The following is a 13,095-nucleotide window of genomic DNA, read 5'->3' as shown; positions in this document are numbered from 1 at the left end:
TATGCTGAGTCTAAATTAAGTCAAACTAGGCTGTGAGCAGCGTCGTCCAGCCTAAGTACTTTATGATGGGCCACTATACCATGCTGTCAACGTTTCTGGGCATGCGCGCCCACTGCTTACAGCGTTTCATCATCTACATCATCATCGCACCGGGGAGAGCAGGATGGCGATAAAACAACACCTTTCTCGTCGCGCTTTTTGCGCGCTGTGGTTGAGCGCCGCGTTGCTAGTAGGCGTTGCTTGTGCCGCTGAGAACGGCCAGCGGGTAGTGACGCTTTCACCTCAGGTGCCTGTTTCGATAGACGTAGCGCAAGCCTTTTTACGACAGCATCGCGTGGTCAATAGCGCTGAAGATATCAACGAGCTGGCCTACGTTGTCGCCGGTGAGGATCGCCGCTTGATGAGTGGCGCGGGCGATAAGCTCTATGTGAGAGGCGACGTCCCACGCCACGCTCAAGTGGGAATTTACCGCCAGTCAGCGCCATATCAAACGCTGGATGGCGCGCCCTTAGGCATCGAGCTTATTAACGTCGGCACTGCTCGGCATGTGAGCGATGACGGCGACATTGTGCAGCTTGAAGTGCTTAGCTCCCATCAGGAAGTGCGGGTTAACGATCTTGTTTTACCGCTACCAGAGCCTGCGCTGGGCGCTGAGCTGATCCCGCGCGCGCCGTTAACGTCAGTTGAAGGGCACATCATTGCCGTGCCTGATGGCGTGCGCTTTATTGGGCACCTGCAAATCGTTACGCTGGATCTGGGCCGCCTTGATGGGCTGCAGCCAGGCCACGTGCTGCAGATTGAGCAGCAGGGTGAGCGGGTTAGCGATCCGCGCAGCGAGGAGATGATTCAGTTGCCCAGTACCGAGGCGGGCAGCGTTATGGTGTTTAAGCCCTTTGATCACGTCAGCTATGGGCTGGTGATGCAGGCATCGCGCGTGCTGGAAGTCGGTGATCACGTCTCTTCATCGGTTCGTTAATTAAGCGGGAAGCATCAACGTTGGTGAGTAAGGAGGCGGTATGAACACGCAGCAATGGCTGGTTATCAATGCGCTGCCTGGTATGGGCGCACTGCGGATTGCGCAGTTGGTTGCCCGTCAGCCTCAGTGGCCGGAAGGCTGGCTGGCAGCGCTGCCGAGCCGCGCAGCCAAAGAGCTGCGTGTGTGGCTTGAGCATCCTGCTCGTAGCCCGCTGCAAAAGGTGGTTGATGACACGCTGGCATGGCAGAAAAACATCCCTAATCGGCATGTGCTGCACCGCGACCACCCCGCGTGGCCGGCACTGTTGAATGAAGTCGCCGATCCGCCGGTGGTGCTGTGGGCCCAGGGCGACCTTGACGCACTGGAAGGGCCTAAGCTTGCCATCGTGGGAACCCGCCGTCCGACCGGCGAAGGCAGCCACAATGCACAAACGTTTGCCCGTGACTTAGTGCGTCGTGGCTGGTGTGTGGTCAGCGGTATGGCGCTCGGCGTGGACGCAGTTGCTCAGCGTGCGGCACTGAAGGCGGGTGGCAGCACAATCGCCGTACTGGGCTGCGGCGTTGACGTGATTTATCCTGCCTCACATCGTGATTTGCACGAACAGCTCAGCCAAGTGCCTGGCGGGCTGCTGCTGTCGGAACACCCGCCTGGCACGGTGGCGCGGCCTGCGTTCTTTCCTCGCCGCAATAGAATAGTCACCGGCCTTGCCCTCGGCACGTTGGTGGTCGAGGCAACCGAGAAAAGCGGCTCGCTGGTCAGTGCACGGCTCACGTTAGAGCAGAATCGTGAATTATTCGTGCTACCCGGTTCACTGCATAACGTGCAGGCAAGTGGTTGCCTGGCGCTATTGCGTCAGGGAAGTGCCTCGTTGGCCTGTAGCGTTGACGATATCATCGCTGATCTTGGCCACTGGGCGGGGGCGTTTATCCCCGAGACCGATGCCATTCAGCCTAGCTTGGGGGCGTTGGAAGGTAACCCGGCTAGCGCAGAGCCGCTACCGGATACGCTACTAGAGGCGCTGTCGGCTACGCCAACGCCTATTGATTTACTGGTGCACGCAACCGGTGTGACGGTCAGCGACTGCCAGCAAAGGTTGCTGATGCTGGAGCTAGACGGCTGGGTAGCCCAGCAAGCGGGAGGCTGGGTGCGGCTGCCGCGCCCATGATAGGATAAAACCATTAAAGACACGTTAGTTCTGACGGTGAGGAGAGACCATGAGCCTGGCGACCGACCTAACCCCTGCGATTAGCGCGCTGCGTGCAGGGGGTGTGGTTGCATGCCCCACGGAATCGGTCTGGGGGCTTAGCTGCGACCCTGAAAATGACGAAGCCTTGGCGCATCTTATGCGCATGAAAGAGCGCGACCCTGCAAAAGGCCTCATCCTTGTTGCCGCCAGTATCCAACAGTTTCAACCTTGGTTAAGCCAGCTGCCGCTTACCATGCACGCGCCACTGGCCGCTAGCTGGCCTGGTCCTAATACTTGGTTAGTGCCTGACAACGGCCGAAGCCATGGGCTCGTGCGTGGCGCCCATGCGCGTGTAGCGCTCCGCGTGACCGACCATCCGGTGATGAAAGCGCTGTGCGAAGCCTTTGGTGGTCCACTGGTGTCAACGTCGGCCAACCGTTCGGGAGAGCCGCCTGCGATGAGCGCTGCCGAGATCACGGCGATTTTCGGCGATGAGGTCGCCTATGTGGTGGAAGGCACTCTCGGTGGCAATGCCAAGCCCAGTACCATTAGAGACTTAGCCACCGGTAAAATCATGCGTGCTTAACCGGCTCTCCAACTACTTATTATTCTCCAATCACCATTCACTACCCAGGAGTTACCGTGGCCCACGAGCATCTTGATGACGTTAAACGCTACCTTCTGGATTTGCAGGATCGGCTCTGCGCAGGGTTAGCTCAAGCCGATGGCGAGGGTCAGTTCAAAGAAGATAGCTGGAATCGTGAAGAGGGCGGCGGTGGCCGTTCCCGGGTGTTAACGAACGGTGACGTGTTTGAAAAGGGCGGCGTCAATTTCTCGCATGTTTACGGTGCCCAGCTTCCGCCGTCGGCCACCGCCGCGCGGCCTGAGCTTGCCGGGCGCAGCTTTCATGCGCTGGGCGTTTCTTGGGTGCTGCACCCTGAAAACCCACATGTGCCTACTAGCCATGGCAACGTGCGCTTTTTTATCGCTGAGAAAGCCGGAGAGCCGCCGGTCTGGTGGTTTGGCGGCGGCTTCGATCTGACGCCCTTCTACCCAGTGGTGGAAGACGTACAGCATTGGCATCGCGTCGCCCAAGCGGCCTGCGAGCCGTTCGGAGACGATGTTTATCCGCGCTACAAAGCATGGTGCGATGAGTACTTCTACTTGAAGCATCGTGATGAAACGCGCGGCGTGGGCGGGCTGTTTTTCGACGACCTAAACGAAGGCGATTTCGCAGAATGCTTTGCCATTCAGCAAGCGGTGGGTGACAGCTTCCTAGATGCTTATTTGCCTATTGTAGAGCGCCGTAAGCAGGATGCCTGGGGTGAGCGCGAGCGTGATTTTCAGCTCTATCGGCGCGGTCGCTACGTGGAGTTTAACTTAGTGTGGGACCGCGGCACGCTGTTTGGCCTACAAAGCGGTGGGCGCACAGAATCTATTTTGATGTCGATGCCGCCGCTCGCACGCTGGGAATACGCCTTTACGCCCGAGCCAGGCAGCGCTGAAGCTGATCTGCAAAACTTCTTACACCCCCGGGACTGGCTAAACGAAGCCGCCGAGGGCGTGCCTCACCGAAACTCTATTGAAGCGCCGTTATGACCGATTACTACTGCGTGTTTGGAAATCCAGTCAAACACTCCAAGTCGCCGCTGATTCACGCCGAGTTTGCTCACCAAACGCAGCAAGCGGTTGAGTACACTGCCCAAGAGGCGCCAATCGATGGTTTTGCGGGTGCCTGGCAAGCATTTGTTGAGGTGGGAGGGCGCGGTGCCAACGTTACCGTGCCGTTCAAAGGCGATGCTTTTGAACTATGCGATACGCTGAGCCATCGAGCCGCCCGAGCCGGAGCGGTGAATACGCTAATAGTGGAAAACAATGGTCGCACCTACGGCGACACCACCGATGGCATCGGGCTAGTACGTGATCTGGCCTATCACCGGGTGGCGTTAGCGGGAAAGCGGATTTTGGTCATGGGGGCAGGCGGTGCTGTGCGCGGCATACTTGAACCTCTGCTTGCCGAACAGCCCAGCGAAGTCATTGTGGTCAACCGTACCGCCGCCAAGGCTGAACAGTTGGCCCGCGATTTTGCTGATCTGGGACCTATCACTGGCGGTAGTTTTGACACGATTGCCGGGACGTTTGATGTAGTGATTAACGGCACCAGCGCTAGCCTTACAGGCGCTTTACCGCCGCTACCTGATGCGTTGTTTAATACCCATGCCTGGGCCTACGACATGATGTACGGTGCAGAGCCGACGGTATTTTTGCAATGGGCTGGGCCACGTGGCGCTAAGCTGTTAGACGGCTTAGGCATGCTGGTCGAGCAGGCCGCAGAGTCATTTTTTTTGTGGCGAAACGTGCGTCCGGATACGGCTCCCGTGCGTGAAAGGCTGCGCCAATCGCTCAACTATACATAGTTTACGTTACAAGCAGCCCAGGTGATAAATCGTTTCAATAAGGTTTAGCACGCGTCGTTAATGGGCTATAAAAAAAGCGGGGCCGGATAACTAATCCGGCCCCGCTTTTTTAAACGCAGGCTATCAAGGGCGCGGGCAGTTGGGCTTACGGCCATTGCTGCGGGCTTGCTCATAGGTAGCCAGAGCCTGATCCATATTGGCTTGTAGGCCTTCAATCCGATTACCTTGGCCGGGGTGAGTCGACATCCACTCAGGGGGCGCGCCGCCGCCGCCGGTGGCGGCCTGCATGTTTTCCCATAGCGTCACGCTTTGGCGTGGGTCAAAGCCTGCTTGCGCCATCAGGTCCAAGCCAATCACGTCGGCTTCACTTTCATGCGCCCGAGAGAATGGCAGCACGATACCGTACTGGGCACCCATGCCCAGCACGCCCATCAGCTGTTGGCCGCCGGCGGACTGCATGCCTGACGCACTGGAAATAGCCGATAAGCCTAGCGATGTGGCGTTTTGAGTGGAGGCGCGCTCATTAGCGTGGCTTGCCAGCACGTGGCCGACTTCATGCCCAATGACCGATGCCAGCTGATCCTGGCTAGTGGCAACGTCCAGCATGCCGGTGTTCACGCCGATATAGCCGCCGGGCAATGCAAAGGCGTTGGGCTGTTCGGATTTAAATACGCGGGTTTGCCAGTCTAACTGCTGCTGCTCGGCGGGCAGTGCGGCGATAACAGCATCGGCAATACACTGCACATAGCGTTGGCTAGTTTGGTTGGCAGCGGGAAGCTCTTGCTGGTACTGAGCAAACGCCTGACTGCCCATTTCATTAAGTTCGCTGTCAGACATCAATAGCAGCTGCGAACGTCCTGTGGGCGAGGTGGTACAAGCAGCGATAGACACACATAAAGCGGTCATAGTAAAAGGGCGAAGCCAGCGCATAAGACGTTTTCCTTTTAGACGAATGAGTTTCTTGTTCATAAGATAGCCGCTGAAAGCAGTCAATCAATCCTTGCTATCATAACCTACCTAAAGGGTAAGTATTGATGCTGAACGGCATCGCCACGTAAGGCCCTTGACTGAAATAGCTTATCCTTGCGGTATTAGCTGACCATCAGCGCCCACGTTCAGACGAATGGTCGGAGTCAATAACCCTGCGGGAAGCCGCATACCTAGCCCGCGTAGATCCCCTGGCGTAATCGCCAACTGGCTGCCGGCTGGTAGCTCGCCTTGAGTGGCTAATTGGCTGGCAAGCTCAAGCATGGGGGCCATGCGCTGAGTGTCGGTGGCTAGCACGTCAAAGGCAACTGGCAGGCGTAAGTTAGCATCGTCGCCGGAGGTCAGCGTAACGTCTTGCTTATATTGGCCCTGAACAGGGTCAACGCCGGGCATATCTAGCGTCCAGCGAAAGCCTGACATTTCGACCGGTGGCATGCCCGCGGGCAACCCCAGGCCCATGGCAACGGTGGCTTGTATGGGTAGGCTTCCCGCACCGAGACTAGAGGCGATCAGGCTGGTTAGATCACTGGTATCTAGCCCTGCTTTGATGTTGTATGGGCCAATGCGCACATCTTCAATGCCCAGCGAATTTATCGCCAAACGAAACGCAAATAGCCCTGTTTGGGGTAGGGCAAGACAGCCGGCCAGCAGGCTGGCAAGGCCCAGCATGACTAACCAGCGAAAGCGCAGAGCAGCATTAAACATAACATTCCTCGTAAGGCGAGTAAGGCAAAACGCCCGCTTGACGATGCAAGCGGGCGAATGTGAATCACAAGGTAAAACGTTAGCGCATTAGCGACGGCTCTTGCGCGCCTCTTTGGTGCGATTAAGCTCGCGTTTCTTGGCCTTCTCTTTGTCACTGGCCCCCGCCATGTGGTCGAACGGGTTGCTGCCCGAACGAAACTCAAAGCGAATCGGCGTTCCGCGAACCTTCAGCACTTTACGGAAAGTGTTGGTGAGGTAGCGGCGATAGGCTTCTGGCACGGACTCAGTTTGATTGCCATGTACCACGATAATCGGCGGATTACTGCCGCCCTGGTGCGCCATACGAAGTTTAATCCGTCGCCCCTGTACCATCGGGGGTGGGTTTTGGCTTACCGCATCCTGCAGCAGGGTCGTTAGGCGATTGGTCGACCAGTGGGCATTGGCCGCGTCAAAGGCACGGTCAATCGAGGGGTAAAGATCACCCACCGCAGTGCCGTGCAGAGCGGAGATAAAGTGCAGCTCTGCGTAGTCAGCAAAACCTAGGCGGCGCTTGATCTCAACGCGCATTTTCTCCTTGGCTTCGCTCTCTAGACCATCCCACTTATTCACCGCCAGTACCAGCGCGCGCCCGGTGGTCAATACATAGTCGAGTAGGTGCAAATCCTGCTCAACCAAGCCGCTGGAACCGTCCAATACCATGATCACTACATGCGATTCTTTGATCGCATCTAGGGTTTTGATGATAGAAAATTTTTCGGTGATTTCGCGGACGTTCTTGCGCCGCCGAATGCCCGCCGTGTCAATCAATACATAAGGCTTGCCGCGGCGTTCAAAAGGAATTTCGATAGAGTCGCGGGTGGTACCGGCCTCATCAAAGACCACTACCCGGTCTTCACCAAGCAGACGATTGACGAGGGTTGATTTGCCGACGTTAGGTCGGCCAATCACGCCAATGCGAACGCCCTTGCTGCCGGTGTCAGCAGGAATGCTGGCATCGCGCTCGGGAAACGGCTCAAGCACCACGTCGATTAACGTAGAAACATTGCGCCCGTGTGCGGCGGCAATCGGCCATGGGTCGCCAAGCCCTAACGACCAGAAATCGCCCATGGCCGAGTGTTCTTCTAGGCCGTCGGTTTTATTCACTACCAGCCAGGTTTTTTTCTGATTAACCCGCAGGTGATTAGCAATCGCTTGGTCTGCGGGCATGAGGCCGGCGCGCGCGTCGACCATAAACAGCACAATATCTGCTTCATCAATAGCAGCGAGTGACTGCTCCGCCATCGCGGCGTCGATTCCCTCTTCGTCACCGCTGATGCCGCCGGTATCAATCACTGTATAGACTTTATCGCCCAGCATGCCGTTGCCATATTTGCGATCGCGGGTGAGGCCCGGAAAATCGGCCACGAGTGCATCACGCGAACGCGTTAGGCGGTTAAACAACGTCGATTTGCCCACATTGGGGCGACCGACTAAAGCAATGACGGGTGTCATGGAGTGACTTCCAGGGTTTCCAGGCGACCATTGTTGGCCTGGACATGAATGGTGCTGCCTTCAGTGACGGGGCGCACGCTAATGCCTGATTTGTGCACGCGCGTACGTCCGACAATGTCGCCTTCGCGTGCATCGATCAAGTGAAGGTAGCCTTCAAAATCACCGACCACAATGCGGCCGCCGGCAAACGCAGGTGCGGTTAGCCAGCGATCTTCTAAATCTTCGTTGCGCCAAACTTCTTGGCCATTGTCTGCATCTAGCGCCACAACGTTGCTGTCATCGGTGACGATATACAGCAAGTTACCGACCAGCAGCGGCGTATGGCGGCTGGAAAGGTTTGCTTCCCAAAGCAGGTCGCCTTGGGTGGCTTCCAGTGCGACGACTCGGCCGTTATAGCTGGTGACAAACAGGCGGCCATCGGGAGTGATAATCGGCTGGCCGGAAAGATCCACCAGGCGCTCTACTTCGCTACGCCCACGCGGAGTGGCAACCTGCATATCCCAAAGTGGCTGGCCGTTGCGATTATCAAGCGTCGCTAAGCGGCCATTCGCTAAACCGATAAAGCTGACAGGATCAATCACCATCGGCGTCCCGGTGCCGCGCAGCGTTAGCGACGGCTGTGAGCTAGTGTATGCCCAGCGCTCTTCGCCCGTGGCGCGGTCCAGCGCGGTAATTTGACCATCAACGCTTTGTACGATCAGCAGCTGCTGGTTAGCCTGTGGCGCAGCCAGCACTTCACTGGATACCCGAGCACGCCAGCTTTCGCTGCCATCGCGCTGATCCAGCGCGATCACTTCGCCGTTACCGGCTAAATAAACCTGTCCAGCAATCGCCGTTAGTGCGCTGGAAATAGGCGTTTCAAGATCTATTTTCCACTCAACGTCGCCGCTGTCCGCATTCATTGCCATCACAACACCGTTGGCATCAGCGGCAAAGACGCTGTCGCCTTCACGATCAGGCGCAATAGGGTAGCGTGCATGGCCTAAACCATCGCCAATGTTGCGCCGCCATTGGGTGTCTAGCGACGCGGTTTCGTTGAAACTGCGCAGTTCTTTCGGCGTATAGGCAGGCTCGCCTTTACTGGCACAACCAACTAACAGCGCCAGCGTCAGCGCGCCTAAACCAGCTCGCATCATGTGTTTGGTAATCATTGTGTCGCCTCCTCAGCGCCGAGATCGTCAAGCTTGAACTGCACGCCGTAAAGCGGCTGGTCTTGCGTTTGGGCAAGCTCCATGGCGTTTTCCCATGCATCGCGAGCAGCATCAGTGTCGCCTTTGGCAACAAACGCATCGCCGCGCACGTTTGCCCGCTGAGCTGCCAGCGCATCGCTAATCGGCTTTTCTAACAGCGCTAGCGCTTCATCGGGGTTGCCGTCGGCAAGCTCTACTCGCGCTAAGCGCAGCCAAGCAAGACTCTGCACGTAGCGGCGCGAGGAGTCATTGGCAACGCTTTCCAAGGAGGCTTTAGCGCCCTCCAGGTCATCTTGCTGCACGGCTAAACGCGCATCGAGCAACAGGGCAAGTTCGGCATACAGCGTATTGCCATGCTCTTCATTCAGCTCATTGACCATCTCACGTACGCTGGCCACGTCATCATCGGCAAGCTCATTGTTCGTGGTCATGTTGACGATCTGCTGGTAGCGCATGGAGGCGGCTTCTGACTGGCCCTGTTGATAATTTTGCCAAGCATGCCAACCGAATACGCCCGCTCCCGCGAGGACCGCGCCTGCTACCAAGGAGATTCCATTTTCTTTCCACCAGCGCTTGACTGCGTCTAGCTGCTCTTCGTCGCTTCTCAGCTCCGCCACGGGCGGCCTCCTATTTTAGTGGGTATGCACGAACAGGCACTCTGTGCCTGCTGGGCGTTAAGCATTAATGACTAACAGTTCGCGTAGCGTATCGCCTAGCATTGCAATAGACGCTCGCTGCTGTTCGCGATCATCGCGTAGGAATTTTAGCGTCGCCGACTGCTCAGCAATTTCATCTTCGCCGAGCAGTATGGCCATGGTGGCGTTGCTTTTATCGGCTTTCTTCATACGGCTTTTAAAGCTACCGCCGCCGCAGTGAAGCTGCAGGCGGAGTGTGGGAAGCTCACTACGAAGCTGCTCGGCCAGGGTGATTGCCGCCAGAGTGGCGTTATCATCCATTGGCAGTAAGAAGACGTCACAGCCGCCCAGCGCATCGTCGGGAATTAACTGCAGGGTTTCAAGCAGCAGAATTAGCCGCTCAATGCCCATGGCAAAGCCTACCGCGGGGGTTGGTTTGCCGCCTAGCTGTTCGACGAGGCCGTCGTAGCGTCCACCCGCACACACGGTGCCCTGGCTGCCCAGCGCTGTGGTAGTCCACTCAAATACGGTGCGGCAGTAGTAATCAAGCCCGCGCACAAGGCGTGGATTGATGACGTAGGGAATACCCGCCGCCTCAAGTATCTTCGTGAGCTGCTCAAAGTGTTCGCGTGATTCAGTATCCAGGTGATCCATCAACTGCGGTGCCGTATTCAGCATGTCAGCCATCGCCGGATTTTTAGAATCCAGAATACGCAGCGGGTTGCTGGTCAAGCGGCGCAGAGAGTCTTCATCCAGCACGTCGCGGTGCTGCTCAAAATAGGCAACCAGCGTGTCTCGATAGGCCGCGCGCGCCTCAGATGAACCCAGCGAGTTGAGCTCTAAGGTGACGTGTTCCATCAGGCCCAGCTCTTGCCATAGGCGGGCCGAGAGAAGAATCACTTCGGCATCTATATCGGGGCCGTCAAAGCCAAAGGTTTCGACACCAATTTGATGAAACTGACGATAGCGGCCTTTTTGCGGGCGCTCGTAGCGAAACATGGGTCCCTGGTACCACAGCCGCTGGGTTTGGTTATATAGCAGGCCATGTTCCATCGCCGCGCGCACGCAGCTGGCGGTGCCTTCCGGGCGCAGGGTCAAGCTCTCGCTGTTGCGATCGTCGAAGGTGTACATCTCTTTTTCAACGATGTCGGTCACTTCACCGATAGAGCGCGCAAACAGCGCCGTTTGCTCAACAATAGGCGTGCGAATTTCATTGAAACCGTAACGCAGCATGAGCTGGCGCACTTTGGTTTCAAAAAATTGCCAGCGCGGGCTATCGCTGGGTAACAGATCGTTCATGCCACGGATGGCTTGAATCTTTTTAACGCCAGTCTTGCTCAATGAAAACTCCTTAGTCTGCCTTTAGGCGCCGCGCGTTCACAGTCTTGGTGTGAAACTCATTCGGGCGAGCTTGGCAGTACACCCTCAGCGCTTAAGTGCTGCGGGCAATCATGTCATCTTGCTGCTGCTGTTTTTCGCGTACTTTGTCACGAATCAGTCGCTCTAAGTCATCTACCAGATGGTCATTGCGTAGCTTGCTGGCCGGTTTTCCATCGATATAAACCAAGTTAGCGGGGCTGCCGCCGGTAAGGCCGATATCGGTCTCTTTGGCTTCGCCTGGGCCATTAACCACACAGCCAATCACCGATACATTGAGCGGCGTCATGACGTCTTCCAGCCGCTCTTCCAGCTGGTTCATGGTGTCGATAACGTCAAAGTTCTGTCGCGAACAGCTGGGGCAAGCAATAAAATTGATGCCTTTAGCGCGCAGCTTGAGGCTTCTGAGCATGTCAAAGCCGACCTTGATCTCTTCTACCGGATCGGCCGCCAGCGAGACGCGGATGGTGTCGCCAATGCCATCCATTAACAGCATACCTAGGCCAATCGATGATTTGACGGTGCCTGAGCGCAGCCCACCCGCTTCAGTAATACCCAGATGCAGCGGCTGTTCAATGCGTGCAGCAAGGTCGCGATAGGCGGCTACCGCCATAAACACATCCGAGGCTTTTACGCTGACTTTAAATTCTTGAAAATCGAGACGATCAAGATGATCGATATGGCGCATGGCCGATTCAACCAGCGCAGCCGGTGTCGGCTCGCCGTACTTTTTCTGCAGGTCTTTTTCCAAAGAACCGGCGTTAACGCCAATGCGAATGGGAATGCCGTTATCCCGAGCCGCGCTAACCACTGCGCGCACGCGGTCCTCTCTACCAATGTTGCCGGGGTTGATGCGCAGGCAGTCCACGCCAAGCTCTGCAACGCGCAGGGCGATTTTGTAATCAAAGTGAATGTCGGCGACAAGCGGTAAGTTGACGAGTTTTTTGATTTTACCAAAGGTTTCCGCAGCGTCCATGTCAGGCACCGAGACACGCACAATATCCGCACCGGCTTTTTCCAGTTGCTGGATTTGTGCCACAGTGGCGGCGACATCAAGCGTGTTTGTGTTGGTCATGCTCTGTACAGAAATCGGAGCATCACCGCCAACCGCTACGTTACCCACGTGAATCTGGCGGGAAAAACGGCGTTTAATCGGAGAAGGGGCGTGCATAGGGCGGGTCACTCTCCCAGGGTAAATCGGGCTACGTTATTGGCACCGGCTTGGGCGGGAAGATCAACTTCCTCACCCTGGTAGCGCAGTTCAACGCCAGTGGCATTGCCCACTGTTAAACGAAACGGCGGCTGGCCTTCGACACTGGTGGACGTGCCGGGCGTTTGCAGGCCAACAAAAATGCGCTGATTGGTGGCGTCAAAAATTTCGGTCCACGACTGTTCGTTGAACGTTAGCTCAAGAACGTTGGCGTTCGTTGTCACTTCTGCGTCGGCGGTGTCCTGAGAATCGCTTTCTACCGCTGCGGTTTCTGCCGGCGGCGCGTCGTCGCTACTGACCAGCGTCGGCGGGTCGAGAACAGCGACGGCATCGGCGCCGCCTGCTTGCTCCTGGGAAACCGGCGCTGCGTTTTCATCAGCGCTGGTAATGCTGGGCTCGACGGCGGCACTGTCTGCTTCCGACGGCTCTGCTGGCGCATTCTGCGTCTCTTCTGTAGACGAGGAGCCAAGGCCGGGCGGTTCATTGCCACCACGGCTTTGCCACCACATCACCGTTACCGCAATTAGCCCAACAATGACCAGCAGAGTAACGAGTTTGAACAGCCAGGCGCCAATGCGGGAAGGCGGCCGGGTAGTCGATACCGGGATGACCTTACGCTCAGCATCGATGCTGCCATGGCGGGCCTGATAAGCCTCGAGCACGAGGCGGTCATCCATGCCGAGATATTTTGCGTAGGCGCGCAGGTAGCCGCGGCGATAGGCCGCGACGGGAATTTCTTGGTAGTTATCTTGCTCTAGCCCGTTGACCACGGCCGGGCGCAGGTTCAGCGCTCGGGCGGCATCGGCGAGCGGCACGCCAAGCTGTTCTCGCTGGCGAGAGAGAAGCTCACCAGGAGAAACGGTGTTGGTGCTATTAATGACGCTTTCTTGTGACTGTATATCGCTCATGGCTGAGCATCCT

At 57.0% G+C, this 13,095-nt stretch carries 13 protein-coding genes; 5 read left to right on the top strand and 8 right to left on the bottom strand.

Going from position 1 to position 13,095, the window contains the following annotated elements; all coding sequences use genetic code 11:
• The first annotated feature begins 163 nt into the window (after positions 1–163).
• The 5 genes from ACT3TR_RS04365 to aroE are packed head-to-tail and all read left to right on the top strand — an operon-like array spanning position 164 to position 4,579.
• Entirely contained in the window at positions 164–976 is an 813-nt protein-coding gene (locus tag ACT3TR_RS04365; protein ID WP_192535974.1) for a peptidoglycan-binding protein, read from the top strand.
• A gap of 40 nt (positions 977–1,016) precedes the next feature.
• Positions 1,017–2,141 (top strand): DNA-processing protein DprA, encoded by a 1,125-nt coding sequence (gene dprA, locus ACT3TR_RS04360; RefSeq protein WP_192535975.1) that lies wholly within the window; start codon positions 1,017–1,019, stop codon positions 2,139–2,141.
• Positions 2,142–2,190: 49 nt separating this feature from the next.
• On the top strand, positions 2,191–2,748 hold the full coding sequence (locus ACT3TR_RS04355; protein ID WP_441686682.1) for an L-threonylcarbamoyladenylate synthase: 558 nt from the start codon (positions 2,191–2,193) through the stop codon (positions 2,746–2,748).
• Between the two features lie 56 nt (positions 2,749–2,804).
• Positions 2,805–3,761 carry an oxygen-dependent coproporphyrinogen oxidase gene (hemF, locus tag ACT3TR_RS04350; protein ID WP_444624433.1) on the top strand — a complete coding sequence of 319 codons (957 nt, stop codon included), beginning with the start codon at positions 2,805–2,807 and terminating at the stop codon, positions 3,759–3,761.
• Positions 3,758–4,579 carry a shikimate dehydrogenase gene (aroE, locus tag ACT3TR_RS04345; protein WP_096282073.1) on the top strand — a complete coding sequence of 274 codons (822 nt, stop codon included), beginning with the start codon at positions 3,758–3,760 and terminating at the stop codon, positions 4,577–4,579. The genes hemF and aroE overlap by 4 nt, the downstream gene beginning before the upstream one ends.
• A gap of 123 nt (positions 4,580–4,702) precedes the next feature.
• Here the strand turns inward: aroE and ACT3TR_RS04340 are convergent, their stop codons facing one another.
• From ACT3TR_RS04340 to ACT3TR_RS04305, 8 genes are all read right to left on the bottom strand, one after another.
• A complete protein-coding gene (locus tag ACT3TR_RS04340) occupies positions 4,703–5,509 on the bottom strand; it encodes a M48 family metallopeptidase (protein WP_192535979.1) in 807 nt (268 codons plus the stop codon).
• A gap of 147 nt (positions 5,510–5,656) precedes the next feature.
• On the bottom strand, positions 5,657–6,271 hold the full coding sequence (locus tag ACT3TR_RS04335; RefSeq protein ID WP_096282071.1) for a hypothetical protein: 615 nt from the start codon (positions 6,269–6,271) through the stop codon (positions 5,657–5,659).
• Between the two features lie 87 nt (positions 6,272–6,358).
• Entirely contained in the window at positions 6,359–7,762 is a 1,404-nt protein-coding gene (gene der / locus ACT3TR_RS04330) for a ribosome biogenesis GTPase Der (protein ID WP_096282070.1), read from the bottom strand.
• On the bottom strand, positions 7,759–8,913 hold the full coding sequence (gene bamB / locus ACT3TR_RS04325; protein ID WP_192535981.1) for an outer membrane protein assembly factor BamB: 1,155 nt from the start codon (positions 8,911–8,913) through the stop codon (positions 7,759–7,761). Before bamB ends, der begins: the two co-directional genes overlap by 4 nt.
• Positions 8,910–9,569 carry a YfgM family protein gene (locus tag ACT3TR_RS04320; RefSeq protein ID WP_192535982.1) on the bottom strand — a complete coding sequence of 220 codons (660 nt, stop codon included), beginning with the start codon at positions 9,567–9,569 and terminating at the stop codon, positions 8,910–8,912. The genes bamB and ACT3TR_RS04320 overlap by 4 nt, the downstream gene beginning before the upstream one ends.
• Positions 9,570–9,626: 57 nt before the next feature.
• Positions 9,627–10,928: a histidine--tRNA ligase gene (hisS, locus tag ACT3TR_RS04315; protein WP_192535983.1), complete on the bottom strand. Its 1,302-nt coding sequence runs from the start codon at positions 10,926–10,928 to the stop codon at positions 9,627–9,629.
• 91 nt (positions 10,929–11,019) lie between these two features.
• Positions 11,020–12,135 carry a flavodoxin-dependent (E)-4-hydroxy-3-methylbut-2-enyl-diphosphate synthase gene (gene ispG, locus ACT3TR_RS04310; RefSeq protein ID WP_192535984.1) on the bottom strand — a complete coding sequence of 372 codons (1,116 nt, stop codon included), beginning with the start codon at positions 12,133–12,135 and terminating at the stop codon, positions 11,020–11,022.
• Positions 12,136–12,143: 8 nt separating this feature from the next.
• Positions 12,144–13,082, bottom strand: coding sequence for a RodZ domain-containing protein (locus ACT3TR_RS04305; protein ID WP_444624434.1), 939 nt, complete (start codon positions 13,080–13,082; stop codon positions 12,144–12,146).
• Between the last annotated feature and the right edge of the window lie 13 nt (positions 13,083–13,095).

This window comes from Halomonas sp. AOP12-B1-6 (assembly GCF_052379225.1).
GTDB lineage: Bacteria > Pseudomonadota > Gammaproteobacteria > Pseudomonadales > Halomonadaceae > Vreelandella > Vreelandella casei.
Note: the sequence above shows the minus strand (reverse complement) of the source record. Positions and strands in the feature narration are given on the sequence as shown.

Bases quoted from the DNA above. Each gene is read 5' to 3' on its own strand.
- ACT3TR_RS04365 (WP_192535974.1), top strand. From the start codon at position 164: ATGGCGATAAAACAACACCTTTCTCGTCGCGCTTTTTGCGCGCTGTGG.
- aroE (WP_096282073.1), top strand. From the start codon at position 3,758: ATGACCGATTACTACTGCGTGTTTGGAAATCCAGTCAAACACTCCAAG.
- bamB (WP_192535981.1), bottom strand. From the start codon at position 8,913: ATGATTACCAAACACATGATGCGAGCTGGTTTAGGCGCGCTGACGCTG.
- ACT3TR_RS04340 (WP_192535979.1), bottom strand. From the start codon at position 5,509: ATGCGCTGGCTTCGCCCTTTTACTATGACCGCTTTATGTGTGTCTATC.
- ACT3TR_RS04335 (WP_096282071.1), bottom strand. From the start codon at position 6,271: ATGTTTAATGCTGCTCTGCGCTTTCGCTGGTTAGTCATGCTGGGCCTT.
- ACT3TR_RS04305 (WP_444624434.1), bottom strand. From the start codon at position 13,082: ATGAGCGATATACAGTCACAAGAAAGCGTCATTAATAGCACCAACACC.
- der (WP_096282070.1), bottom strand. From the start codon at position 7,762: ATGACACCCGTCATTGCTTTAGTCGGTCGCCCCAATGTGGGCAAATCG.
- ACT3TR_RS04355 (WP_441686682.1), top strand. From the start codon at position 2,191: ATGAGCCTGGCGACCGACCTAACCCCTGCGATTAGCGCGCTGCGTGCA.
- ispG (WP_192535984.1), bottom strand. From the start codon at position 12,135: ATGCACGCCCCTTCTCCGATTAAACGCCGTTTTTCCCGCCAGATTCAC.
- dprA (WP_192535975.1), top strand. From the start codon at position 1,017: ATGAACACGCAGCAATGGCTGGTTATCAATGCGCTGCCTGGTATGGGC.